At 69.1% G+C, this 25662-nt stretch carries 21 protein-coding genes; 5 read left to right on the plus strand and 16 right to left on the minus strand.

Annotated elements, in window-relative coordinates; genetic code table 11:
* Positions 1-99: 99 nt before the first annotated feature.
* From acs to K6142_RS02720, 7 genes are all read right to left on the minus strand, one after another.
* Entirely contained in the window at positions 100-2055 is a 1956-nt protein-coding gene (acs, locus tag K6142_RS02690) for an acetate--CoA ligase (protein ID WP_190245495.1), read from the minus strand.
* A 223-nt stretch (positions 2056-2278) separates the two neighbouring features.
* Positions 2279-3355, minus strand: coding sequence for a LytR/AlgR family response regulator transcription factor (locus tag K6142_RS02695; RefSeq protein ID WP_190245494.1), 1077 nt, complete (start codon positions 3353-3355; stop codon positions 2279-2281).
* A gap of 543 nt (positions 3356-3898) precedes the next feature.
* Entirely contained in the window at positions 3899-5923 is a 2025-nt protein-coding gene (locus K6142_RS02700) for a methyl-accepting chemotaxis protein (RefSeq protein WP_190245493.1), read from the minus strand.
* A 324-nt stretch (positions 5924-6247) separates the two neighbouring features.
* Positions 6248-8038, minus strand: coding sequence for an amino acid ABC transporter permease (locus K6142_RS02705; RefSeq protein ID WP_190245492.1), 1791 nt, complete (start codon positions 8036-8038; stop codon positions 6248-6250).
* Between the two features lie 191 nt (positions 8039-8229).
* Positions 8230-9057 (minus strand): transporter substrate-binding domain-containing protein, encoded by an 828-nt coding sequence (locus tag K6142_RS02710; RefSeq protein ID WP_190245491.1) that lies wholly within the window; start codon positions 9055-9057, stop codon positions 8230-8232.
* 151 nt (positions 9058-9208) lie between these two features.
* Entirely contained in the window at positions 9209-9940 is a 732-nt protein-coding gene (locus tag K6142_RS02715; protein ID WP_007526977.1) for an amino acid ABC transporter ATP-binding protein, read from the minus strand.
* A 738-nt stretch (positions 9941-10678) separates the two neighbouring features.
* The gene (locus K6142_RS02720) at positions 10679-12094 is read right to left on the minus strand and encodes a sensor histidine kinase (RefSeq protein WP_190245490.1); all 1416 of its coding nucleotides are present in this window, start codon (positions 12092-12094) and stop codon (positions 10679-10681) included.
* A gap of 500 nt (positions 12095-12594) precedes the next feature.
* On the opposite strand from K6142_RS02720, the gene K6142_RS02725 reads away from it, so the two are divergent.
* Positions 12595-13512 (plus strand): tetratricopeptide repeat protein, encoded by a 918-nt coding sequence (locus tag K6142_RS02725; RefSeq protein WP_190245489.1) that lies wholly within the window; start codon positions 12595-12597, stop codon positions 13510-13512.
* Between the two features lie 250 nt (positions 13513-13762).
* Complete coding sequence (locus K6142_RS02730) at positions 13763-14095, plus strand: PilZ domain-containing protein (protein ID WP_190245488.1); 333 nt, start codon at positions 13763-13765, stop codon at positions 14093-14095.
* A 206-nt stretch (positions 14096-14301) separates the two neighbouring features.
* Here K6142_RS02730 and K6142_RS02735 read toward each other — a convergent pair whose 3' ends face one another.
* The 7 genes from K6142_RS02735 to K6142_RS02765 form a co-directional block, all read right to left on the minus strand.
* Positions 14302-15246 (minus strand): YceI family protein, encoded by a 945-nt coding sequence (locus K6142_RS02735; protein WP_190245487.1) that lies wholly within the window; start codon positions 15244-15246, stop codon positions 14302-14304.
* Positions 15247-15400: 154 nt separating this feature from the next.
* Entirely contained in the window at positions 15401-16339 is a 939-nt protein-coding gene (locus K6142_RS02740) for a pirin family protein (RefSeq protein ID WP_190245486.1), read from the minus strand.
* Positions 16340-16729: 390 nt separating this feature from the next.
* Positions 16730-17053 (minus strand): hypothetical protein, encoded by a 324-nt coding sequence (locus K6142_RS02745; RefSeq protein ID WP_190245485.1) that lies wholly within the window; start codon positions 17051-17053, stop codon positions 16730-16732.
* Between the two features lie 106 nt (positions 17054-17159).
* On the minus strand, positions 17160-18359 hold the full coding sequence (locus tag K6142_RS02750) for an aminopeptidase (protein WP_190245484.1): 1200 nt from the start codon (positions 18357-18359) through the stop codon (positions 17160-17162).
* A gap of 549 nt (positions 18360-18908) precedes the next feature.
* A complete protein-coding gene (locus K6142_RS02755) occupies positions 18909-20675 on the minus strand; it encodes a tetratricopeptide repeat protein (protein ID WP_223380743.1) in 1767 nt (588 codons plus the stop codon).
* The gene (locus K6142_RS02760) at positions 20676-21266 is read right to left on the minus strand and encodes a hypothetical protein (protein WP_190245929.1); all 591 of its coding nucleotides are present in this window, start codon (positions 21264-21266) and stop codon (positions 20676-20678) included.
* 64 nt (positions 21267-21330) lie between these two features.
* Positions 21331-21801, minus strand: coding sequence for a GyrI-like domain-containing protein (locus K6142_RS02765; protein WP_190245930.1), 471 nt, complete (start codon positions 21799-21801; stop codon positions 21331-21333).
* A 314-nt stretch (positions 21802-22115) separates the two neighbouring features.
* Here K6142_RS02765 and K6142_RS02770 point away from each other — a divergent pair, with 314 nt between their 5' ends.
* Positions 22116-22391 carry an HU family DNA-binding protein gene (locus K6142_RS02770; RefSeq protein ID WP_007526990.1) on the plus strand — a complete coding sequence of 92 codons (276 nt, stop codon included), beginning with the start codon at positions 22116-22118 and terminating at the stop codon, positions 22389-22391.
* A gap of 157 nt (positions 22392-22548) precedes the next feature.
* On the opposite strand, the gene K6142_RS02775 is transcribed toward K6142_RS02770, so the two are convergent.
* A complete protein-coding gene (locus K6142_RS02775; RefSeq protein ID WP_190245931.1) occupies positions 22549-22956 on the minus strand; it encodes a helix-hairpin-helix domain-containing protein in 408 nt (135 codons plus the stop codon).
* Complete coding sequence (locus K6142_RS02780) at positions 22953-24311, minus strand: glycerate kinase (protein ID WP_190245932.1); 1359 nt, start codon at positions 24309-24311, stop codon at positions 22953-22955. Before K6142_RS02780 ends, K6142_RS02775 begins: the two co-directional genes overlap by 4 nt.
* Before the next feature lie 385 nt (positions 24312-24696).
* On the opposite strand from K6142_RS02780, the gene K6142_RS02785 reads away from it, so the two are divergent.
* Both K6142_RS02785 and K6142_RS02790 read left to right on the plus strand, forming a co-directional pair.
* The gene (locus K6142_RS02785; RefSeq protein ID WP_015946426.1) at positions 24697-25251 is read left to right on the plus strand and encodes a BON domain-containing protein; all 555 of its coding nucleotides are present in this window, start codon (positions 24697-24699) and stop codon (positions 25249-25251) included.
* A 135-nt stretch (positions 25252-25386) separates the two neighbouring features.
* On the plus strand, positions 25387-25545 hold the full coding sequence (locus K6142_RS02790; protein ID WP_007526996.1) for a rubredoxin: 159 nt from the start codon (positions 25387-25389) through the stop codon (positions 25543-25545).
* The last annotated feature ends 117 nt before the right edge of the window (positions 25546-25662 follow it).

The following is a 25662-nucleotide window of genomic DNA, read 5'->3' on the forward strand; positions in this document are numbered from 1 at the left end:
ATTGTTTCGGAAGGAAGGTATGGGGTCGAAAAGGCGTGGGATTGGTAACAGATGAAGACCGCGCGTGCCGGAAGATCATCCTGCCAGTGCTGTCGGCATCTACACGTAGCCGTCTTCCAGCGTTGACAAATCCCCCGTATCCCTGCCCAACTCCTCGCTGCGCAGTACCCGGCGCATGATCTTGCCGCTGCGGTTGCGGGGCAGCCCCTCGCGGAAGGACACCTCGCGGATCACCGCCACCGGCCCCAGCTCGCGCCGCACGTGTTCCACCAGTTCGGCGGCCAGGTCGTCGGCATTGACCATGGTGCCCAGCGGCGGGTGGTCGTCCACCAGCACCACGAAGGCCTTGGCCACCTCGCCGCGCAGGGCGTCGGGCACGCCGATGACCGCGCATTCCGCCACCGAGCGGTGCGAGGCCAGCGCCGCCTCCATCTCCGCCGTGCCGATGCGGTGCCCGGCGATGAGCAGCACGTCGTCGGCCCGGCCCTGGATCCAGAAGTAGCCGTCCTCGTCGCGGCGGGCCACGTCGCCGGTGCAGTACCAGCCGGGAAAGCGTTCCCAGTACAGGCGGCGATAGCTTTCGTCGTCGTTGTACACCCCGCACGACATGGCGGGCCATGGGCGTTGCAGAACCAGCAGGCCGCCGTGCCCCGGCCCCACGGGCTTGCCGTGTTCGTCCACCACGTCGGCCTCGATGCCGGGCAACGGGCGGGTGACCGAACCGGGCTTCAGCAGCGACACGGGCAGGGGGCTGAGCATGATCATGCCCGTCTCCGTCTGCCACCAGGTGTCCAGCACCGGGCAGCGCCCGCGTCCCACGTGGCGGTGGAACCACAGCCACGCTTCCGGGCTGATGGGTTCGCCCACCGTGCCCAGCAGGCGCAGGGTGGTCAGGTCGTGCCGGGCCACGTGCTGGGCGCCGTGGCGCATCAGCATGCGCACCAGGGTGGGCGCGGTGTACAGGATGGTGATGCCCAGGCGTTCCACCATGGACCACACCCGCCCCGGTTCCGGGTACAGGGGGTGCCCTTCGTACAGCACCGTGGTGGTGCCCGCCATGAGCGGCCCGTACACCACGTAGCTGTGCCCGGTGATCCAGCCCGGTTCCGCCGTGCACCAGAAGATGTCCGTGGGCTTCACGTCGAACACCCAGCGCATGGTGCGGTGCACCCCCACCATGTAGCCGCCGTGGGCGTGCACGTGGCCCTTGGGCTTGCCCGTGGTGCCGGAGGTGTACAGCAGGAACAGCGGGTCGGTGCTGTCCATGATTTCGGTAAGCGCCTCGTGGTGCTGGCCGCGCACGGCATCGTGGTACCAGATGTCGCGCCCTTCGGTCATGGGGGTTTCCACGTGGGCGCGGTGCACCACCACCATGTGGCGCACCCCGGCGGCAAGGTCGGGCGGCAGGGTGGCCACGGCCTCGTCGGCAATGGGTTTCAGCGGGATGACCCGGCCATTGCGGTAGAAGCCGTCCACCGTGACGATGACGGCGGGGCGGGCGTCCTCCATGCGGTCGCGCAGCGAACGGGCGGAAAAGCCGCCGAACACCGTGGAATGCACCGCGCCGATCTTGGCGGCGGCCAGCATGGCGAACACCGTTTCCGGCAGGGGCGGCATGTAGATGATCACCCGGTCGCCCTTGCCCACGCCCAGGCCGCGCAGCGCGTTGGCCAGGCGGTTCACCTCGCGGTATAGCTGATAGTAGGTGAAGCTGCGCGTGTCGCCGGATTCGCCTTCCCAGATCAGGGCCAGGCGGTTCTTGGTGCCGGTTTCGATGTGCCGGTCCAGCGCGTTGTGCACGATGTTGCAGCGCGCGCCGGTGAACCAGCGGTGGAAGGGGGCGTTGCTGCCGTCGTGCACTGCGTCCCAGCGGCGGAACCACTCCAGTTCTTCCGCCGCCTCTTCCCAGTAGCCGTCGGGGTCGGCGGCGGCGCGGGCGCGGGCGCGGGCCACGTCCTGCGGATTGACCACAGCCCCGGCCACCACCTGGGGCAGGGGGCGGAACACGCGTTCCTCGCGCAGCAGGGCGTCTATGGTGCCGCCGGTAAAGGGCATATCCCTTGCGGGCCGGTCGGGCAGGTCGGGCCGGTCGGGCAGGTCGGGCAGGACAGGCAGGACAGGCAGACCGGGCAGGACAGGCAGGCCGGTCTGCGCGGTGTGTTCTGTCGGCGCGCCGGAAGCAACGTCGGGCAGCACGTCGGGACCGATGCCGGGCGCGGTGTGGGCCGGGGTGCCCGGCACTGCGGGAGGCTGTGCGGAATGTTTGCGGCGCGGCATGCTAAAGCCCCAGTATCTCTTTCAGTTCGCCCAGCCGCCTGCGGCTGATGGGCAGTTCGATGCGGGTGCGGCCCATGGTGCGCAGCATGCAGTTGCCGCCCGGCACCGAGGCAATTTCCGTCACCATGTCCAGGTTCACCAGGTACTTGCGGTGCACGCGGAAGAAGCGGTGCGGGCGCAGTCTGCCTTCCAGCACCTTCAGCCGGTACGAGGTCAGGTACTTGTCGGTGGAGGTGTGCACGTAGCTGTAGTCCTCGTAGGCTTCCACGAAGACGATTTCGTTGTACGGCACCAGAATGGTGGTGCCGTCCTGGGTGATGGCCAGCTTGCCGATTTCCACCGGGCGGAAGCGGCTGGTGTAGTCCCACGCGGACCCCAGGGCCGAAAGAAAGCTGTCCTGTTCTTCGTCGCCCAGCGCCAGTTGCAGGGTCTGGACCGGGGGGCCGTCCTCCGGATTGCCGGGGGCATGCCCGTCATCGCGCCATTCTTCGTGCCAGCCGTCCTGCCAACTGCCCAGCGGTTCGATGTCGCCGGAAGCGATGGCCGCGCGCACGGCTGACGGGGCAGCAAGGGCCGGGGTGGCCTGCGATGGTGCGGGACCGCCCGCAGGCTGCGGCGCGGGCTGGTCGGCCTGCGGCTGCTGGGGGGGCTGGGCCTGATGCGGTTCGCGCCAGCGGGCCGCCGGTTCCGGGGCCAGCCGGAAGTTGGCGCGGAACTGGTCCAGCCGTCCCACGGTGCGCTGAAAGCGTTCGTCCGGGCAGGGAAAGATGAGGTAGTCGGTGGCGTCCAGATCGAAGGCCTCGAAGGCCAGCTTCTCGTCCCCGGCAATGAACACCAGCGCCGGGCGGTCGCGGCGGCCCAGCAGGCGGCGGGCCAGTTCCATACCCGAGGTTTCGCCGCCAAGGTCCACGCCGGTGAAGAACACCCCGTAGGGCAGGGCGTCGAGCAGGGCCCAGGCCTCCTCGCCGTCCACGGCCTCGCCCAGCACGCGCAGGAAGGGCACGGACGCCAGCATGCGGCGCAGGCGTTGGCGCACTTCCGGGTCGGGGTGGGCGAGCAGGGTGTTCAGGCGCGTCATATGCGATCGTGGTGTAACCGTGGCGTGACCGTGGTGTGAGTGCGGTAACCGCCCGGGGGCTGCGGGGACCGTGAGGGGCCGTGGGCGCCGGAGTGCTGCCGTTGTGCTGGCCGGGAAGGCCGTGGGCGGACCGTACGGGAAAGCCCAGGCGGCCCCCGGCAACCGGAATCCGCCAGCCGTAATCAGTCAGCCGTAATCTGCCAGCCGGAATCTGTTCGGCGTGGCCGCGCCCGTGCGCCCGGAGCCGTGCCTTTCACCCCGCACTGTACATGCGCCACGGGAATCTGAAAAGGGGCGGCAGGTTGCGCGCGGCAAGGTTGTGTGAACAACCATGCAGCATGGTGCAACGCCCCGCTCGCGTAGCGGGACGGCGCAAACGGAAGCGGGGGCCCCGCGTCGCACGGGGCCCCCGCAGGGGGCGGGCATGGGGCGCACGGACCGTGCGCGCGGAGCGGGGGCTCCACACCCAGGGAGGTGGACCGTTGGCGCACGGCCCGCCATGCCCGTCGGCAGTTTCTGGTTTTGGTGAAGCGGAGTTCTGCGTCAGTTCTGCATGGCGGCGACAATGGCCGCCAAATCCGCGCTCATGCGGCGCACGTCGTCCATGGCGGCCCCGATGCCGCGCAGGGCTGCCCCGGTTTCGTCGGCGGCACCGCGAATCTCGGTGGTGGACCGGGCGATCTGCTCACTGGCGGCGGACTGCTGCTCGCTGGCCGTGGCGATGGCCCGCACCCGGTCCGCCGTGTCCGTGGCGATGTGGTGGATGGCCGCCAGTGCCTCGCCCGCGCCCGAGGCCAGTTGCGTGGCCCGTCCCACGATGGCCGTGGTTTCTTCCGTGGCGCGCACGCTGCGACCGGAACTTTCCCGGATGGCCCGCACGAATTCCTCCACCTCGCGGGTGGCGGTCATGGTCTTTTCGGCCAGCTTGCGCACCTCGTCGGCCACCACGGCAAATCCGCGCCCGGCGTCACCGGCGCGGGCCGCCTCGATGGCGGCGTTGAGCGCCAGCAGGTTGGTCTGGTCCGCGATGTCGCTGATGACCCCGGCAATGCGTCCGATGCCCTCGGCCTTGCCCGCCAGGTCGCCCATTTCGGCGCGCAGGTTGCGGGCCGTCTCGTCCACCTCGGCAATGGCGGCCACGGCCCGCTGCACCACCTCGCGTCCTTCGGCGGCGCGGCGCAGGGCCTCGTCGGCGGACCCGGCCGCATCGGTGGCCCCGCGCGCCACCTCGGCCACGGTGGCGTTCATCTGTTCCACGGCCACGGAAACCTCGGCGGTGCGGGCCTGCTGCATGTCCGACCGGCGCAGCGATTCGCGCACGCTCTCGTCCACCCGGCGCGCGGCGTCCACCACGTCGCCGCCTACCCGGCCCGCGTTGTCGGCGGCCTCGGCCAGGGCCTCGTTGCGTTCCATGACCAGCCGTTGCTGGCGGCGCAGTTCGGAAACGTCCACCAGACAGGCCATGACCCCCAGAGGGTTGCCGTCCAGGTCGTGCACGGGGCAGGCGGTCATGTCCGCGCCGCGCTCGCCCTCGTCGTCCAGGGGCAGGTCGGCCCGGCGCAATTGGTTGCGGCGCAGGGCGTCGTCACAGATGGCGGCGGCATGCGGGGTGGGCAGGGCGCGCGCTCCGGGCTGCCCCACCAGTGACGCACCGGTGCCGCCTCGTCCCGACAGCGCGGCCAGGGAGTCGTTGGCCCATTGCACCGTGCCGTCGGTGTTCAGGATGACGCAGGGCACCGGCAGGCTGCGCAGCACCCCCTGGGCAAAGCCGATGCGTTGGCGGATCTGGGCCACCATGGCCCGCATGGCGCCCACAAGGGTGCCCACCTCGCCGGAAAAGGCGCGGGCCTCGTCCTCGGCAAGATCGTCGTAGCGGCCCCCTTCCACGGCGCGGGCGTAGGCGGTGGCCCGGTCCAGCGGGCGCACGATGGCCCGCACGATGGCCCAGCCAAGCAGCAGCAAGGCGGCCACCACTCCGGCGGACAGCAGCAGCACCTGGGTGCGCCCGGCGGCCAGGTCATGCTCGAAGCGGGCCAGGCTTTCGGCGTACGAGGCATCGGCGTGGGTCACCAGCGCGTCGAAATGCTTGCGCGAGGCCTCGGCCAGCGGCGTTGCGGACGCCTGGTACTGGGGGTAGCGCTGGTGCCGTTCCGCCGGGGGCAGCTTGGCAAGCCCCCGCACGAAGACCATGCCGTCCTCCACGAACTGCATGGTGGAATCCTCGGCCTCGGCCACCTTGCGCCGGACCTCGTCGTTGTCGGCGGCGCGGTTCAGGGCGCGGAAGCCCTCGCGGATGGAGGCGGCGGTGTGCTCCAGCCCGGCCAGGTCCTTTTCCAGGTTGCTGCCCAGCATGATGTTGCGGGTAAGGCGGCTGACGTAGTTCAGATCCTTGCCGATGGACAGCGTGGCGACCTTGCCCGCCAGGCTGTGCTGGGTCACCCGGGTGAAGTCCGCGCGGATGGCGCTCATGGCGTGCAGGGCGATGGCCGCCACCAGGCCTGTGGCCACGATGCCGCAGGCGGCAAGCAGCAGGATGCGGGCGCGGACACTGGACAGCCGGTGTGACATGGACATCTCCTTGCGGGTGGGGTGCACGAACGGACTCCAGTAGTCAGCAAGGGCCGTGCCATGTCCAGGGTTCCAGAAACGACGGGATGTTGCAACGCGGAAGAGGGGTGGCGGAGCCGCGCAAAGGCCCCTTTGGGTGCCTCCTGGAGATTGCAGGTGTTGCTTCGAGTTTGCAGCGGCCACTTCCGGTTATCAGGGCGGCGCACGCCCGCGCCAGTCCAACGTGAAGGCCCCCGCGTCGCTTCCGGGGAAGGACGGCGGGGGCCTTGTGAGCGTCAAAGGAGCAGGTGCCCGCGGTGCATGGCGCGCGGTGCGCCGCGTGCGTCACATGCGCAGGCTGACCTTTTCCGGCGACAGCCTGCGTTCCAGCCGCGCCGCGAATACCGACATGGAGTAGCAGCAGATGAAGTAGAGGAAGGCCACCGTGCCGTAGATTTCCATGGGGTGGATCATCAGGCGGTTGTTGATGCCCTGGGCCACGAAGGTCAGTTCCAGCACGCCCAGCACGAAGGCCAGCGAGGTGTCCTTGAAGATGGCGATGAACTGGCCCACGATGGCGGGAATCATCTGTTTCAGCGCCTGGGGCAGCACGATCTTGCGCATGGCCTGCAGGTAGGTGAGGCCCGTGGAGTAGGCCGCCTCCACCTGACCGGCCGGAATGTTCTGGATGCCGGTGCGCACGATTTCGGCAAGGTAGGCCCCGGTAAAGGCCGTCAGCGCCCATGTGGCCGACCAGAACACGTTCAGCGTGGTGCCGAACATGACCGGGATGAAGAAGTACACCCAGAAGATGACGATGATCAGCGGGTTGCCGCGAATCAGCTCGATGTACAGCAGGCAGGGGATGCGGAACACCCGGTTGGACGACGAGCGCCCCACGCCCACGGCAAGCCCGATGAAGAAGCTGACCGAAATGGCGATGACGGCCATCAGCAGCGAATAGGCAAGGCCGCCAAGGCCCAGGAACATCTCGTCCGGCCGCCCGGTGGGAAAGTGCCAGATGAGCAGGGAGCGCAGGTTTTCGAACACCACGTGCCACTGAAAGCCCAGCAGCCCCTTGCCCACCGAATAGAGCAGCCCGGCCAGCATCGCCACGAACAACCCCTTGCCCGTCAGCGCGGCGGCGCGGGCGGCGTGACCGCCCAACTGGTGCAGCATGGCCGCCAGCGGGGTGTAGGTGGTCTCGGCGGCGGCGCGGCGGCGGGCCCGCAGGGCGCGGGTGACGGGCCGGATGAACATGCGGCGGATGAGCCCCAGGGGCGTCAGCAGCGCGCCCACCACCAGCACCGGAATCGATCGGCCGGGGGCGGTGTCGAGCCGCATGCGTCCGTTCACCCCGTTGAGGATGAACGAGATTATCAGCGACAGCGAAAGGTACAGCACCGTGGCGGCGCTGGTGGCCTCGAAGCCCTTGAAGGTCAGCGATTCCACCTGCTGGGCATGCCAGGTAAGTTCCGCCACGCCCACCACCATGGCCAGCGACGAGTTCTTCATGTTGTTCAGGAACTCGCTGCCCAGCGGCGGAATGATGGCCCGGAACGCCAGCGGCAGGATGATGGTGCGCAGCACCTGGAAATAGGACAGGCCCGAGGAGTAGGCCGCTTCCAGCAGCCCCTTGGGGATGGACTGGAGCCCGGCGCGGATGACTTCGGCCATGAACGAGGCGGTGTAGATGGACAGGCCGATGGTGGCGCACCAGAATTCGAACTGGATGGAGAACAGCGCCTCGCGCGCGTTGTCGGGCAGAATGGCCGGAAAGGCGAAATACCAGAAGAACAGCTGGATGAGCAGTGGCGTGTTGCGGAAGAATTCGATGACGCAGGTGGCCGTGGCACGTAGCGGGCGGAACAGCGAGAGCCGCGCAAGGCCCAGCATGGTGCCCAGCAGCAGCGCAAGGGCCGAACTGATCAGCGAGATGCGCACCGTGTTGGCAAGGCCCTTCAGGATTTCCGCGCCCATGACCACGCCGTAGGTCTCGTTGCGCGTGAAGAGCATGCTCCACTTGAATTCGTAGCCGAAGTCGAAGACCCAGCCGCAGTAGTAGATGGCGAACGTCGCCAGCGAGATGAGGACCGCGTTCTGGACCCAGGTCTTTTCCAGCCAGTATCGGATCATGTGCCGTTCCGGAGAGGGGCGCGCCGTGCCCCGGCGGGGTGCGGTGGCGGCGGCGCGTGCGTGGTCTTGGTGCATGTGCGGGCGTGCGGCCGCAGGGTTGCCGCCCGTCCGCGCGCTGGTGCGCGGGTCTTCAACAATACGCAAGCCCGGACGGGCCGGGCTTGCGCACAATGTTCAGCAGGTGTGGACCGTTAGGGCCACATTTCGATCTGGCCGGCCAGCGGCATTTCGAACGGGGTGCCCGGGCCGTACCACTTGTTGTAGATGGTCTTGTAGGTGCCGTCCTTCCACATGTCCTGGATGGCGGCGTTCACGGCGTCACGCAGGGCGGAATCGTCCTGGGGCATGGCCATGCCGTAGGGCTCGTCGGACAGGAAGTCGCCCACCAGTTCGAACTGGCCGGGGGTCTTGGCGGCGTAGCCGACCAGGATCGAGGCGTCGGTGGACCAGCCAGCCACGCGGCCGTTCTGCAGCGCCTGGAAGCACTCGGATTCCTTCTGGAAGGAGATCACGTTGGTTTCGGCGTTGGGGTCACCAGCTTCCTTCAGGGCGCGGCGCACGTTCACTTCGGAGGTGGTGCCCTGCATGGTGGCGATCTTCTTGCCCACCATGTCCTTCACGGACTTGAACTGGCCCTTCTTGGCCAGGATCTTCTGGCCGTCGAAGAAGTAGGTCAGCGAAAAGTCGACCGACTTGTCGCGCTCGCGGGTGTGGGTCATGTTCGACACGGAAAGGTCGATCTGGCCCGACTGCACGAGGGCGATGCGGGTCTTGTTGTTCACCTGGACGCGTTCGATTTCCACGCCCATGCGCTTGGCCACTTCGGTGGCCATGTCGTAGTCGAAGCCGCCCCATTCGCCCTTTTCATTGTAGAAGGCGCCGGGGATGGAGTCGGTCATGATGCCGATGCGGATCTTCTTTTCCTTCTGGATGCGGTCGAAGACCGGACCGGCCATGGCCACGGAGGCCATCAGCACGGTCAGGGCCGAAGCCATTGCAAGCAGTTTGACCAAGCGCATATCCTTCTCCCTGTTTTGGGTTGCCCATGGCCCCCGCACATGCGGGCAGGCCCCCTGGGGGGCTGCGGCCCCTTCGGCAAAAGGGGCGGCGGGCCGACAACGGCAAGAAAGGCGACAGTCAAGGCGTGTGCCCCGCGTGCGGGGCGGATGGCTAGTGCGTGAGAATCTTGCTGAGAAATTCCTTGGTGCGGTCGTGGACGGGATTGCTGAAGAACGCTTCCGGGGTGTTTTCTTCCACCATGACGCCCTGGTCCATGAAGATGACCCGGTCGGCCACTTCACGGGCAAAGCCCATTTCGTGCGTCACGCAGACCATGGTCATGCCCTCGCGGGCAAGCTGGCGCATGACGTCGAGCACCTCGTTGATCATTTCCGGGTCCAGCGCGCTGGTGGGTTCGTCGAACAGCATGATGCGCGGCTTCATGGCCAGGCCGCGCGCGATGGCCACGCGCTGTTGCTGCCCGCCGGAAAGCTGGCCGGGGTAGGCGCCTGCCTTGTCGGGAATGTTCACCTTTTCCAGCAGCTCCATGGCCGTCTTTTCGGCTTCGGCGCGGGGGGTGTTGCGCACCAGCAGGGGGGCCAGGGTGATGTTTTCCAGCACTGTCATGTGCGGATACAGGTTGAACTGCTGGAAGACGAAGCCCACTTCGGCGCGCAGCATGGTGAGATTGGTGCGCGGGTCGTTGATGTCCACGCCGTCGACGACGATGTGGCCTTTCTGGATGGGTTCCAGCTTGTTGATGCAGCGGATCAGCGTGCTCTTGCCGGACCCGCTGGGCCCGCAGATGACGACAACCTCGCCCTGCCTGATTTCAAGGGTGATATCCTGCAGCACATGCAGTCCGCTGGCGTACCACTTGTGCACATGGTCGAATTTGATCACGCGGTGCTCCACGATTCGGTCTGGGCGGGCTGGGGCGATCTTGCGTACCGTCTGGCGCACGGTCTGGCGCACGGTCTGGCGCACGGTCTGGCGTACGGTCTGGCGCACGGTGGGCGACCGGGGCGGATGAGGCCACGGCGGCTGCCGACGCGCCCCGCGCCTGCGAAGTAGCAGAATACGGGAATGCGGGCAACCCGTGGGGTTACGCTTTTGACATTAATGTTTCAATTCACGGCGTTGCGTCATGGTATTGTTGCAGGCCCGCATTGAATATCGCCGTTGATGGCGGGTGGTTGGCACGGCTGAAGGCGGATGCGTCCCGTGTGTCGGATCGTGTTTTTGCGAAATTGTCAGCGTCCGGGTGGAGTGACCCCGTCAGTTTTGCATGTGGAACGGCAGGAGTGGGGGGCGGTATGTGGCGCAGGCGGTTGCAAGACCGGACGGCAGGGGGGCCGCCCGGCAGGCCAGGACAGCAGGACAGCGGAACAGGGGGGAAGCCGGACAGCGGGATGGCAAGACATCGCGATAGAAGGACAGCGGGTCGGCAGGTCGGCAGGTCGGCAGGTCGACAGGGGCGACAGGGGTGACAGGGGCGACAGGGGGGCGACAGGTCGACACGCCAACCGGGCAGCTGGCCCGATACCCCGTCAGCGTGCCGGGCTGGCAGTCCGTCAGTCTGACAGTACGCCAGTCCGCCAGCCCGCCAAACCGGCAAACCGCCAATCCGGCAGGGGGGCGTCAATCGCGGGCCGGGGTGTCGCACGGCAGCATGAAGAAGAAGGCATTGCCGCCTTCCTGCGCCTCGTAGCCCACGCGCCCGCCGTGCAGGTCCACGATTTCGCGCACAAAGTGCAGGCCGTGCCCGGTGCCGTATTCGCCAAGGGTGTTGGCCCCCCGGAAGTCCGGTTCGAACAGGTGGGGGGTGTCATCGGCGGACACGGCGGGACCGGTGGTGAACACCTCCACCCGCGCACCCGGCTTGCCGGGGCCGAAGGCATCGGCCACGCGGCAGATGCGGCAGTACAAGGCCTGGCGGAGCGCGCCCGGGGTGGGGCGGGTGTACTTGACCGCGTTGGACAGCAGGTTGGCCAGCACCTGGCTGATCAGCCCCACGTCGGCGGAAACGCGCACGTGTTCGCAGTCCGGGCGCATGTCCATGCGCACCGTGATGCCCTTTTCCTCCAGCCGCGCCCGGAAGCGTTCGAGTTGCGGCACCACCACCCGCTGGGCGATGTCGATTTCCGTCTTCTGGAGCACGTAGTGCCCCTGGTCGAAGTGGCTCTGGCGCAGCAGCGTTTCCAGAAACAGGCTGGATTGCAGGAAGTGGCGGTAGATTTCGCGGTACTGTTCGTCCAGCCGTTCGTGCAGGTAGCCCAACTGGCGGATGGCTTCCGCCTCCGGCCCGCTGGGCATGCGCCCGCCCGCGCTGAGGGTTTCGCGCAGTTCGCCCATGGCCTGTATCTTGCCTTCCAGTTGCCGGAACAGCAGCTTGAAGTACATGTTGGGCACGATGACATTGTGGCCGATGTCGTGCACCAGGCTGCGGATGAACCGGATATGCTCGCGGTTCTTCATTTGCAGCAGCCGGTTGTGCAGCTGGAAGCCCACGCGGTTGGCGTATTTTTCGTAGTAGAAGCGGTCGTGGTCGGTAAGCGGCGCAGCGGGGTGCAGCACCATCATGCCCAGCACGTCGCCCACGGGGGTGAAGGGCAGGCTTTCGCGATCGGCATGGCGGCCCCGCACGGGGATGCGGTACTGCCCGTCCTGCATGTGCGGCCCCTCGGCCAGGTGGTCGCGCTGGGGCGGGTTGTCCGCGAAGGGGGCCATGTCCGGGTTGCGGCGCACCAGAATGCCGGTGGCATCCAGGACGTACAGTTCGGCCTGCATGTCGAACAGGATGCGCGGCACCAGCACTGCCAGGGCGTACAGGTCGGGCAGGGCGTCGAATTCCTGGGCCAGGTCGAAGAACACGTTGAACGCGCAGATCTGCCGCGCGCTGAAATTGTAGCGCGTGTAGTCGGCCAGTTTGGCCCGGATGCGTTCGGAAACGTGGTCGACGCCCAGCACGGGCGGCGGAGCGGGGGGAGAGGAGTTGGACGGCGGACTGGGAGACTCCGGTGGAACGGGAGAGGCTGGGGGCTGTTCGGACGTCATGACAACCTGCTGGGCTACCCGCGGCCTGCGGGGCTTTCGGGGGCCGTGCGGGCGCCCGGAACCGGACGTTCCGGCATTGGGGCGGCCCGGTTTGGCGGTCCGCTCGTGACAGGTGCCGGGACGGCGCCTGTCGAGCGTTGGCCGGTGGAGGGCGGGGCATCCGATGGCTGCTGGTCCACCGCCATCATGCATCATTTCATGCGCCGCGCCAAGGGTTCGGGCCCGGTTTGCGCATGTCTGGGGCGTTTGCGCCACGCCGGGCGTCCGGATTCGCGCGTGCAGGCCGCACCGTAAGTGCCCGGCCTTTTTCCGGGGCATTCCCAAGTCTCATTGACGCGGCGGGGCGCGCCATGCCATCACCCCGTGAAGAAACGGGAACGCGCGGTGACGCGGACTGGCCGGGGAACGGCCTGCCACCGCCGGGGCCACGGAAGGCACCGGGTCGATAGGCGGGCATGCCACCGGGCAATTGGCCGGGCCCGCGCGAGAAGGGGGGGCACATGGTGCCGCAGGTATTGGGGGTGTATGTTTCCGTGCGCACCGAGCGCACGGGCATGGGCTCCACGAGCAGGGATGTTTCGCAGAAGATTTACTGGCTGGCCGCCTGCCAGGCCGCCGGACCGGACCCGGCGGGCCTGCCGGAGCGTCCGGACGGATCTGGCCGGGCAGGGAAGGCAGAGCTTGCGGAGGGCGGGCGGTACATCCTGCAACCGCTGACCGAGGCACACCTGCCTTCGGGACTGGTGAAGGAACTGCCGGAGGCCGATTTCATCGAGCACTTCCTGCCCGACGCGGACTGCTACGAAAAGTTCATCCGCCCGGCGGCAGAGGCGCTGGCCGCCTACATCGACGACCTGCCGACCGATGCGCCCTTTTCGGTGGAGCAGTTCAGCCCGCTGGCCCTGCCCTTCGACCAGCAGCGCGTGCTGGAAGGCCTGCTGGCCGTGCTGCGGGGCAGGCCGGGGCTGGTGCCGCGCGCACACGACGTGCCCGACCTGCGGGCCATGCTGGCGGGCATGTGCCAGTTGCGCATGGTGCCCGACTTCCAGAACCGCGTGGCCGGGGTGGCCATTGGCCTGCGCAAGCGCGGCGACTACGCGGCGGCGGAATACTATTACGAACGCGCCCTGGCCGTGAGCGGCCAGGAAGACCGCATCCTGTTCAACCTGGCGCGGGTGTACTACGAGACGGGGCGGCCCCAGCAGGCCGCCGACTGTCTGCGCCGCGCGCTGGAGGCCAATCCGGGGCTGGCCGTGGCCGAGCAGTTCCTGCGTTTCGTCCTGACCGGGTTGCGCTCTGGCGCGCCGGAGGGGGCAGAGAGGCCCGGCGAGGCTGGTCCCGACGATGTCGGCAGCGATGATCCTACATCGGCTGTCTCGAAGCCGGACACCCCGGTGCCAGACACCCCCGGCGCGTGACGGCCACCGGCCCCGCGCGGAGCCGGGCAGCCATGCCGGGCGAACGTCCTGTTTCTTCCTCGCGCAGGGCGGGTTCGCATCGCGACGGCATTGCGTGTCAGGCATGGGCAGGGGTACGGGCAGGGGCACGGGCAGGGGCACGGATGCAGCCATGGCGTTCCATGACGGCTCCGGACGAATCATGGCGGCACCGCCGCAGCACCCGGCCCCGGCGGCATGGCCCCGGCGGCCCATCCGGCAAGGAGAAATCATGAGCGACGACCGCCGCGTCTTTCCCCGGCTGCAACTGGATTGCCCCTGCTTCGTCACCCTGCGCCGCGATGCCGGAGACCTGCCGTGCATGCTCGGCAACATCAGCTCGGGCGGGGTGATGCTGCAACTGCCCCCCTTCTGCGCGACGGACGGGCTGCCCTTTGGCGAGGTGGTGAGCCTGGTGGAGGTGCCCAAGGCCCTGGCAGAAGCCCTGGAAGGAGCGCAGGGCCGGGTGGCCTGGTGCAGCGGCGTGCAGGCGGGCGTCTGCTTCGACGATGTGCTGCCCTTCAACGTGGACGACATTCTGGACATGCTGGACGAGGTCTGCTGAAGCGGGCGCATTGCCACGGGGCCGGGTTTCCCGGTGCCCGGTCAGCATCGGCGGACCGGACCTTGCCCCTGCGCGGACCGCCTGCCCGGCCTGTTCGGACCGTCTGCCCCTCCCTTTCTTGATCTTCGTGACGAAGGCACGCGGTCGGGCTGTTTTCCGCCCCACCGCGTGCCGTTTTGCCGTTGCGATCCGTCGTGCCCGTATCGTCACCGGCCCCGGGCAGGTGCGTACACCAGCCGGAAATCCAGCGAGATGGCGTCATCAACCCGGTGGTGGCCCAGGTGCCGGAAAAACCGGGCAGAGCCGTACAGCACGCCCCAGCGGGTGCGGTTCAGATCGCAGTGCCCGGCCAGCGCCAGACCGCCCGCATCGCCCACGCCGCGCAACGCCACGTTCAGCGCCAGCCTTCTGCGCATGCCCCGCAGGGCGAACTGCGCCGTCAGCCTGTAGTTGGGGGTTGTGGCCGTGGCGGAGGGCAGCGGCGCGAGGGCCATGTCTTCCAGCGCGGCCTGCGGGAACAGGGCGGTGAAGAAGAAGTCGTCCGAGGCCAGATGCGCTTCCAGCACCGGGCGCAGCGCGGCGTCGGCAATGTCCAGGTCCCGGATGGAGCGCATGTCGATGCGCAGGTCGCCCGTGCCGTGCCCGCGCGAGAAGGCCAGCGAGCCAGCGGCGCAATTCACGGTGCCGTGGTGCGCGCCGTTGTCGTTGCGGCCTGTCCAGCGGATGGCGGATGCCGCCGTGTCCAGCATGTACGTGCCGTCGGGCATGACCACGGGCGGGTGGGCGTCCGGTCGGGCATGGGGTGCGCTGCCCTCCAGCGGCAGGCCTGCGGCGCACCATGCCTCCAGCCCGCCCGCGAACCAGCGCACGTCGGCGTGGCCCAGCCGCAGCAGCTTTTCCGCCGCCATGCGCCCGTCCTGCGACCCCGCACCCGCGCCATAGACCAGCACCGGCACCGCCCGGTCCGGAGCCAGCGCGGCCACGGCATCGCAGAACACCACCTCATGCACGCAGGCCTGCAACGCGCCGGGGATGTGCCGTTGCTCGAAGTGCTCCGGCACCATCACGTCCAGCACGATGCCCGTGCGAGCCTGCACGAAGGCCCGCGCCGCCGCGAGCCCGATCCTGCGAATCCTGTGCTCTGTGGTCATGGTGCCTCCTTTTGCCTGCCGCCGCGCATTCGTCGTCCGCTTCCGCCTGCCCCCCGTTTCCGTCCATCTCCGTTGTCCCGGTGGTCTCTTGTCCCCAGCGTGGCGGCATGGCCGACGGGGTGCGTTCGACGGGCCGGATGCGGCGCGGAACGTCCTACCGGTCCAGCCCGGCGGGGGCGGGGTGGCGGATGAAGGTGCCCGCCCTCACCTCGCGGAACGCGGTTTCCAGTTCCGCGTCGGTGTTCATGACAATGGGCCCGCGCCAGGCCACGGGTTCGCCCAACGGACGCCCCGTGAACAGCAGGAGGCGCAGGCCGTCCTGCCCCGCGCGGACGACCACGCTGTCGCCGCCTTCCGCCGGATTGCCATCCCCGGCCCGCCGGAACAGCACCAGGGTGCGGTTGGCCACGGCGGTTTCCCCGGCCTTTTCCCCTGCGCTCTCCCCGCCGGTTCCGATGATCGCCCCGGTTCCGTCAATGACGTAGACGATGGCGGTGTGCCCGTGCGGCACGGGGTGCTCGTGCGTCACCCCCGCCGGAATGGTCAGGTCCAGGTAGCCGGGGTCGGTGACGATGTCCGCCGCGGGGCCCGACACCGCCCCTGCCGCGCCGTGCACCGTCCCGGCGATGACCTTTGCCGTCACGCCCTGCGGCAGCCGCGCCACGGGGATTTCCGCCGCCGTGATGCTGCGGTAGCGGGGCTCCATCATCTTGTGGCTGGCGGGCAGGTTGGCCCACAGCTGGAACCCGTGCATGGCGCCGTGCGCGTCGCCCTTGGGCATTTCCTGATGGATGATGCCGCTGCCCGCCGTCATCCACTGCACGTCGCCGGAGGAAATGACCCCCTTGTTGCCCATGCTGTCGCCGTGTTCCACGTCGCCGCGCAGGATGTAGGTGATGGTTTCGATGCCCCGGTGCGGGTGCCACGGAAAACCCTTGATGAAGTCTTCCGGCCTGTCGGAGCGAAAGTCGTCCAGCAGCAGGAACGGGTCGAACATGGGGGCCTCGTAGTAGCCGAACATGCGGCGCAGCCGTACGCCCGCGCCTTCGGTAACCGGTTCCCCGTGCAGGACGAGTTCGATGTCTCTCGGCATGGCGTGCCTCCCTTCTTGCCGTGATGGTGGTGCGTCCCGGGCCGTGGCCGCCCCCAAGCCGTGGCTGCCCCGGACAATCGCTGCCCCGGACAGTCGCTCCTCCGGACAGGCGCTGCTCCGGACCGTCACCGGACGGCAGCGCGCACCACGGACCCTGCGCCACCTTGGCACAGGGTGCAGGCGGCGGCAAGGCGCGGAGGCGGATTGACGGGCAGGAGCGGGCGCAGGGCACGCCGCACGGGGGGCGGCGATCAGGGCCAGACGAAAGCCAGACGAGAGTCAGACGGGTGGAGGCGGGCGGTTGGCAAGGGATGAACGGACGGTGGAGGCGGGGCGGTGGTGCAGGGCGGTGGTGGGGGGGGCGGATGGGGCCGTTCCGCCCCCGTTCCGCTAGTGGCCGGAATAGGCCAGCACGTGGTTCAGCCCGGCGCTGGACTTCTTGATGTTCGTTCCTTCGATGCGGTAGCGGGTCAGCCGCCAGGCGTCCATGTCGATGTGGTCGATGCGGCCCTGACAGTCCGGGGTCAGGTGCGGGGCGATGGCGTCGGCCAGTTCCTGCGCGTCGCAGTACGGGCCTTCGTAGGCGATACGCAGCAGGTCGCCCTCCAGTTCCACCCATTCCTCGCCGATGGCCGTGGCCGCCGCGCGCAGCATGTCCTGCCCGGCGGGCCACACCGAGCCGTAGACCTTTTCCTGAATCATGTCGCGGGCCATGCCGGTTTCCTTTTGAGGGGGAGTGGGTTGCGTACCCCCGGCGGGGTGCGGTGCAGCCGTATCAAATGCCCTCGGCGTACGGAAGGGAGCGGACCGGAGGCAATGCCTACAGCCGGAATTCGCCGTCCTCGTAGATCACCACGCGTATGCCCCCCGGCGTGACGGCGGTGACCTTGCGCGGGGTGGTGGCCACCAGATCCCAGTGCAGACTGGAACTGTTGAAACCAAGGTCGCGCCGGGCATCGGCGGTCAGTTCGTCGGACGGGCCGGAAAAGGTGTTGGCGTACGACTGGCCCAGGGCCACGTGCATGGAGCCGTGCGGGCCGCCGTGGTTTTCGTCGTACAGGGTGTTGGCCATGAACCGGGTGATGCGCGAGAAGCGCCGGTCCACCAGGGCGAATTCGCCCAGCATGGCCGCGCCGGGGTCGCTGTTCAGCTGCCCGGTGGCAAAGCCTTCGCCCTGTTCGGCATCCAGCCGCACCACCCGGCCCTGCCGGAATTCCAGCCGCACCCCCTGCACGATGTTGCCGGAACGGAACGACGGCAGGTCGGCGGTGTACACCCCCTCCACGCTGCGCCAGTCGGGCGAGACATACAGTTCGAAGCTGGGGATGTTGCGACCGGTCACTCCGGCCCAGCGGCGCATGCGCCCCACGCGCAGGCGCAGGTCGGTGCCGTCGGCCTCCACGTGCAGGGTGGCGTCGCCCAGTTCGTCCAGTTTCGTGCGGATGCTCTCGGCCTGCCTGGCCACGCGGGCCCAGGTGGAGGCGGGGTCCGCCTCGCCCAGCAGGCAGGCCCGGCTCACCTCGTCGGCGTAATCGTCCAGCGAAAGCCCGGCCTGCCCGGCCAGGGCCGCCGTGGGCCAGATGCACAGGGTCCAGCCGTAGGCGCCCATGTCCTCGCGCAGGTGGGCAATGTCCTGCAACGGGCGGCGGGCGGCCTGGGCCATGGCGATGCGCTCCGGCTCTATGGAGGCGAGATGGGTGAGCGATTCCGGCGCGATGATGGTGATGCACCCGCCAAGGTGGCTGTACAGGTCGCGTTCGCCGGGGATCAGCGTGGTCAGGCGCTTGTTGTTGGCCTTGGCGTAAAGGTCGTGTTCCATGCGCGGGGTGGGCTGCATGCGCGGCACGGGAATCATGCCCATGTCGTGCAGCCTGCCGCACAACTCCTCGGCCAGTGGCAGGCCCGGCAGGTCGAAACGCACCAGCACGATGTCGCTCTTGCGCAGCGGCGCGCGCCGACCGCGCGCCAGGCCCCACAGCATGACGTCGGCATATTTTCCCAGGGTTTCGGCATCGTACATGGGCAGCTCCTGTGGGTGCGCGGTGCGCAAAGGCGCAGCCGTGGCGGCGAAGTTATCATTGCCGGGGCATCAATCGATGCTAGGGTGGAAGCGTGGTGCCCCGGAAACCCGTTTACGGTCTCCACGCCGCTTCCGCCCCGTACCCGCGTACGGGACACAGACCCGGAAGATACGTACGGCAGCATGCGTATCACCGAAGGAACGCGGCACGGGCAACCCGGCCACTCATCCTCCCCCTTGCAGCGTCGGCCGCGTTCCAGCCCCTCGGAGCGCGGCCGACCACTTTTGTCGCGCCGCGGCGCGGGTGGCCGGCGGATGGCTGGCGGGTGGCCGGCGGATGGCCTGGGGGTGGGCAGGCGGGCCGCATCCGGCCTGTCAGACCCGGTGATCTCTCCGGCCCGGCGTGCCGGGGCCAGCGCCTTTGACAGCATACCCGTATCGGCGGGTTCGCGCCATCCGGGTTGCCGTCTGGGTTGCCATCCGGGTTGCCAGCGGGGGCGCTCTGCGTGTGCATCTTCCGGCTGACTGAAGTGACTGGCTTGCCGCGCCTCAGGGCAGCGTGCGCGGGGCCGGGCTGTCGTCCGGCAACTCGTACAGGCTGGCTGCCCGTCCCGCATCGCGCCCCGTTTCGCCCGCTCCGCCCGTTTCGCCTGTTTCGCCTGTCCCGGCCGTTCCATTGGTCGCGGGGGGCGGCGTCATGGCGGATGGGAAATCGCGTGGGACATGCTCGTTGAACAGTGCGGCGTCCTGCGGAACGTTTAGGGTGGCCCCGGGCGCACCATCCGGCGTGGCATCGGGGGCAATCCCGACGGCGGTCACGGGCGCGGCGTCGGAACTGGTTCCGCTTGGCCCGGTGCCCCCGTTCTGCCGGTCCTGCCGATCCTGTCGGTCCTGCCCGTTGTGGCCGTTCTGCGCGCCGCCTCCGCTGGAGTCGCCGTCCGCGCGGGGTGCAATGGTCCCGCCCGGTGTCGGGCGGCATTGCCCGCGCCCGCGCGCCAGGCTCAGACCTTCGCAATCGCCCAGGGCGCAGGCCCGGTAAAAATCGTCGCACATGGGACCGGGTTCGCCGCGCACCTGCCATGCGGCCCCGCGCACCCGCCAGTTGGCGGCCACGTCGGGCCGCAGGCGGATGGCGGCAGAGGCGTCGGCCACGGCCAGGGCGGGCATCTGCAAGCGCAGGTGGCACACGGCGCGCGCGTGCAGGGCGCGGGCGAAGCCGGGCGACAGCTTCAGGGCGCGGTCCTGCGCCTCCATGGCGTCCTGCGGACGGTCGAGCAGCAGCAGGGCCTCGCCCAGCGCGTTCCACAGCAGCGGGTTGCGCGTGTCCAGCGAGACGGCGCGGCGCATGTGGCGCAGCATGGCTTCCGGCGCAAGGCCCCAACCGCCCACGAAGGCGACCATGGTGGAGACGGCGGGGGATGGCTGGCCGTTGGCTGCCTGTCCATGCGTCAGGCCGCCTGTCTGGCTATCTGTCTGGCCGCCTGTCAGGTCGGTTGTCCGGGCAACGGGCTTTCCGGACGCAGCGGCCCTGCCGTGTGCCTGTCCGCCCGTGCCGTCCGTCCCGTCCGCGTCGGCGGCAATGCCGGACAGGCAGGCACGGTACAGGTCCAGGGCCTCCAGAGAGCGGGCCAGCGCGCCCAGCCGCTGGGCAAAGGGGCTTTCGTCCTCGCCGCCGTGGCGGGCCACGTGGCGGGCGGTGGCCTGGGCCGCGTCCAGCGCCTCTTCGGTCAGGGCGGCCTCTCGGCGCAGCACCTCTTCGTGCAGTTCCAGCAGCGGGTCGTTGCGCAGCACGGCGCGGACGGCATCGGCGGTGGTTGGCAACGGGGCGGATGCCGCCGTGTCCGGCGTGCCGTTTCCGGCAGCGGCCTCGGGCCGGGGGGGATTGGCGGCGGGTTCCGCGTATGCGGGCGGGTCTGCCTGCACGGTCACGGCCACGCGGACCTCGGGGGGGTACCCTTCCACGGTGACGGCGGTGACGCGGGTGGTCAGCACGGCGGACGTCACGGCCAGGCGGCGTTGCGGATCGTGCGCGGCCAGGGCGGCGAAGGATGCGGCGGAACCTTCCAGCAGTGCGGGCACGCCTTCGCGCAGCGCGGCCCGGCGCGCGGCGGAACGGGCGATGACGATGGCGGATTCCTTGCGCAGGCCGCCGCCGAAGGGCACCGTGACGGTGCTGGCGGCGTGCGCGGTGGCGGCTGTCGCCAACAGGATGGCGATGCCGCAGAGCAGCGGGGCAAGCCCGGTGCGAAGGCGGGCGGAAGGGGGCGGAACCGGGCCCGTTGCAAGGCCCGGCGCCGCCCGTCCGGAGTGGCGCATCTACTTCTTCACGGTGGCCTGTATCTTGCGGGCCGCGGGTTGCAGCACGTCGCGCAGGGTTTCGGCCAGCAGCTTTTCGACCACGTCGGAAGCCGGGATGACCTGCTTGGACTGGCCGCCGGAAAGATGCTCGGTATACAGCACCTTGGTGTAGTCGGAAACGGAAACGGCCAGCTTCATGGAGGTGCTGAATTCGGTGGTCTTCAGTTCCTTCAGCCACACCTCGTTGACCACGCCGGTGACGATGTAGTCGGGGCCGCCAGCGCGGGCCTGTTCCTGCGTCAGGGCGAAGGACACCTGCAAGCCCTGGCGGGCCAGTTCGTCGGCCAGCGAGCGGCTGACCCAGTCGGACACGGTGGACGAGGCCACGAACGAGGTGCCGTCCTTGCGTTCACCCACCTGCACCAGCGGGCGCTTGTCCTCGAACATGACCACGGTCACGCGGGGGGCGGAAGGATCGGGCAGCACCGCGGCATCGGGCGGGGAGTAGAGCAGGCGGACCGAGTTGCCGGGGGCGCAGGCCGAAAGGGCCAGTGCGGCAAGAACCAGCAGCAGCGCGGCAAGGGTGCGCGAAATGTTGTTGCGAAGCATTGTTCCTCCTGTGCGCGAAGCGCGGTGCGCGGCGCATGCATGTTCGCCGCCGGGGCGGCGGGTGTTACAGCGGGGCCAGTGGCAGGTAGAGGCGGGTCAGCAGCTCGTCTTCGGGCGTGGCGCCGGGATCGTTGAGATAGGCCTCCATGCGGGGTGCGCCCAGTGGGGTGCGCCCGCTGGCGGGCAGCCATTCCCAGTACAGCGCCGACCACGACCACGGCAGGGTGGCGTAGGGGCCCTTGTGCACGGCCACGGCGTATTCCCGCGCGCGGATGACCCGCACGATGACGTAGTCGTCCGGCTCGAAGTCTTCGGGCACGGTGACCATGGCGTCGTAGCGGATGCGCTCCGGCGGGGTGATTTCCGGGTCGTCGTGGCACAGCCCCAGGAACATGGTGGAGGCGCTGGTCACTTGCCGCCGTGCGATCCACGGCGTGAGCAGCTTCCACGCCTTCGGCCCCGATTCGGCATAGGGGCCGAGCACGCGGATGCCGGCCACGCGAAGTTCTGGCAGGCGTTCGATGCGCACTTCCATGTGACCTGCGTCCCCCTGTTTCTCTCTTGCCTGTGGGGGCTCTATAGCGCAAGCGGGGCCGAAATCAAAGGGTTGCGGAGCGCGTTTTGCCGTTGTTGCGGCGTGCCCCGGCACTGCGCTGGCGGCGGGACGGTTCGGCACGGCATGCCCGGAGGGGGGCTTTTGGGTGACGAATCAAGCAACGACGCGCCTTCGTGGGCGCAAACGGTTGACAAGGGGGCCAACCTCTGTAAAAGCTGCGCCCTTGCACCACGTGCATGCAATACCGCGCCGCCGGAGCGCGCGCGGAACGAAACCCCCATATGGAGATACCGATGACCAAAGCTGAACTGGTTGAAAAGATCCGCGCCAAGGCCGGTCTTGCCTCCAAGGTCCAGGCCGAAGGCGCCCTTGACGCCACCATCGCCGTGCTCGCCGACGCCCTGGCCGCTGGCGAATCCGTGACCTTCACCGGCTTCGGCAGCTTCAAGGTGACCGAACGCGCCGCGCGCAAGGGCCGCAACCCCCGCACCGGCGAAGAAATCACCATTCCTTCCGGCAAGGTGGTGAAGTTCACCCCCGGCAAGCTGCTGAAGGATTCCGTGAAGTAGGCAGCCCACGGGCCGCAGATTTCCGCGCCCCGCGTCTCCGGCAAGGAGACGCGGGGCGTTTTGCGTTTTTTTTGGGGGGGGTGGAGAGTACGCCGAAGGGCGCGGGGGAAAGGGGGCACCCTTCCGGGATCCGGCCCCGCCGTCTTCGTTCGCCTGTCTATTTCGCGGCCTTGCCGGGGCGCGGGGGCAGGGCCTCGGGCAGGGTTCCCGCCTTGCGGTGGGGCGTCCAGGCGAACCAGTCGCGCCGGGCGGCGGGCAGATGCGGGTCACGGGCCTGGGCCACGGCGCAGGCGAACACATCGAGCACGCACGGATCGTGGCGCTGCCCGGTGACCGCGCACAGCCGGTCGTACAGTTCCTGCGGGTCTGCCGCCGCAAGTTCGGCCAGGGTGTGCACGCCCAGCAGGTCAAGGTCGCGCCGGGTTGCCGGTCCCACGGAACGCAACCCGGCAAAAGGATGCCCGGGGCGCGATGCGGGGCGGTTGCCGACCTTGCCCGTTCCTTTCGGCCTTGTGGCTCCGTGGTCGTCCTGCACGGCTTCCTTCCTGCGCCCGCTGTCGTTCATGCGGCGGGCTTGCCCTTGGGCGCGTCCACCAGCAGCACGGCCAGGTCCATGACGTTGGTCAGGGTGGGGCCGGTACGCAGCAGGTGTCCGGTGCGGTCCAGGAAATGGTAGGCGTCGTTGTCGGCAAGGTGTCCGTGGGCGTCCACCCCGCATTGGCGGGCAACGCACAGGGTGCTGCCCGATGCGTAGCCCCCGGCGGCGTCGGTGGGGCCGTCGGTGCCGTCGGTGCCCGCGCAGAGCATGGCGATGTGCTGGCAGTCGGCCAGTTCGTCCATGCGGATGGCGGCGGCCAGGGCCATTTCCTGGTTGCGCCCGCCAAGCCCCCCGCCGGTGATGGTGACGGTGGTTTCGCCGCCCGCCAGCAGGCAGAACGGCCCTTCCGGGTGGGGCAGCCCTTCGGCGGCGCTGGCTGCTTCCTCCACCAGTTCGCGGGCGCGCACGCGCGCCTCGCCGGTCATGGTGTCGGTAAGGATGCGCGGGCGGTAGCCGTGCGCGGCGGCTGCTTCCGCCGCCGCTTCCAGCGCCAGCCGGTTGCTGGCCACGATGCAGTTCTGCACCGCGCCGAACACCGGGTCGCCGGGCTTGGGCGTTTCCGCCGCCATGCCGCGCAGGCCCGCCGTCAGCCGTTCGACGACCGGCCCCGGCAGCCTGTGCAGAATGCCGAACCTGTCGGCGATGGATTTGCAGTCGGCATAGGTGGACACGTCGGGCGAGGTGGGGCCGGAGGCGATGACGTCAAGGTCGTCGCCCACCACGTCGGAGATGATCAGCGAAACCACCCGCGCCGGGGCCGCCGCGCGGGCCAGGTTGCCCCCGCCGAAGGCGGACAGGTGTTTGCGCAGGGCGTTGATCTCGTGGATGGTGGCCCCGCATTCCAGCAGCAGCGTGGTGGCGGCGCGCATGTCGTCCAGGGTGATGCCCGGTTGCAGCGCCGGGGTGAGCGCGCTGGCCCCGCCGGTAAGGGCGCACAGCACGAGGTCGCGCGGGCCCGCCGTGCGCACCAGGTCCAGGATTTCGTTGGCGGCGCGCTCCCCGGCGGCGTCGGGCACGGGGTGGGCGGCCTCGCGCAGGGCGATGCGCTTCAGCGGTGCGGTGTGCCCGTACTTCACCACCACCACGCCGTCGTGCACCCGGTCGCCCAGGATGTCCTCCAGCGCGGCGGCCATGGGGGCCGCGCCCTTGCCCGCGCCCACCACGTAGACCCGCTCGTGGGCCGAAAGGTCGTAGTCGCGCCCCGCGATGTGCAGGATGTTGCCGTTGCGGCGCACGTGGCGGTGCACGGCGCGGTCGGGGGCCACGGCGTCTAGGGCGCGGGACAGGATATGGTCGAGGACGGCGCGCTGTTCGGGGGTCATGCGGCGATCTCCTGGCGTCGTTGCGGGGACGTGTTGGGGGTGTGCGGGGCGCGGCGCCCGGTCATGGGCTTTCGGTCCGGGGTATCCGGCGCAGGGGGGCCGCCCGCGTGGCGTTTCCGGTTCCGCCGGTTTGGGGCGGGCACGGTCGGGGCGGAGGGGCCGCGTGACGCATGGTAGGTGGGCGCAATGCCCGTGGTCAAGAGGAACGCTTCGTCCGGCGGCAGTCCTCCCGCAGGGCGCCCGAAGGATGCTGGGCCCCGGTGACAGCGCGCCCGTCGCGTGCTATATTTCACCATGAATCCCCGCGTCCGCGCCGCGCCTTTCCGGCATTGGGGCAGCGCGCCAGGGGGGCAACCAACCGAAGAACACAACGCAGGAGACAGCCATGAAACGCCGTATCCTTTCCGCCGTCGTTCCGGTGCTGCTGCTGGCGGCCTCGGTGCTTGCGCTTTCCGGCCTTGGCGGCTGTGCCGTCTATTCCGTGCCGCAGGACGAACGCACCGTGGGCACCATGGTGGACGACAGCACCATCCGCTCTTCCATCAAGACCGACCTCATGCAGCGCGATGCTTCCGACGGCTACGCCGTGAAGGTGTACAGCTACGCCGGGCGGGTCTTTCTGGTGGGCGAGGTGCCGTCGTCGTTCCGCGACCCGGCGGTGGCCATCGCCCGCAAGGTCAAGGGCGTGCGCTCCGTGACCACCCACTGGTTCGACCCGGGCACCGGCCACACCGCCGACGACCTGGCCGTGGCCACCAAGGTGCGCACCAACCTCATTGCCGAGAAGGCCCTCAGTTCCACCCAGATCGACCTTGAAGTGTACGGCGGCCAGGTGGTGCTGCTGGGCATGGTGCGCGCGCAGGCCGACGTGGACCGCGCCGTCATGGTGGCACGCGCCGTGAGCGGCGTGCGTTCGGTGAAGTCGTACCTGATCCCGTAGCAACTTCGGCGTGCCCGTCACATCCGGGCGCGCCTCATCCACCTTCACCATATTCTTCCGCATCCGCGCACGGGCCGTGCGCGACCGTATGCGGGGAAGGTCAAAACGGCGCCGACAGGGCGCAAGGAGACACCGATGCAGAAATACAAGTGCCCCTGCGGCTATGTGTACGACCCTTCCGAAGGCGACCCCGAGCATGGCGTGGGCCCCGATACCCCCTTCGCCGACCTGCCCGAGGACTGGGTGTGTCCGTGGTGCGACGCGGAGAAGGAATACTTCGAGCCCGTGCAATAGCCGCGCGGATCGATTCCGCAACGCAGGATGACAATGCCCCCGGCGCAGGATGCTGCGTCGGGGGCGTTCGTCGTTTGGGGAAGGGAACGTGGGCGGAAGGAAGCGGCGTCCGGCCCG

It is taken from the genome of Nitratidesulfovibrio sp. SRB-5, assembly GCF_019931275.1.
GTDB lineage: Bacteria > Desulfobacterota > Desulfovibrionia > Desulfovibrionales > Desulfovibrionaceae > Cupidesulfovibrio.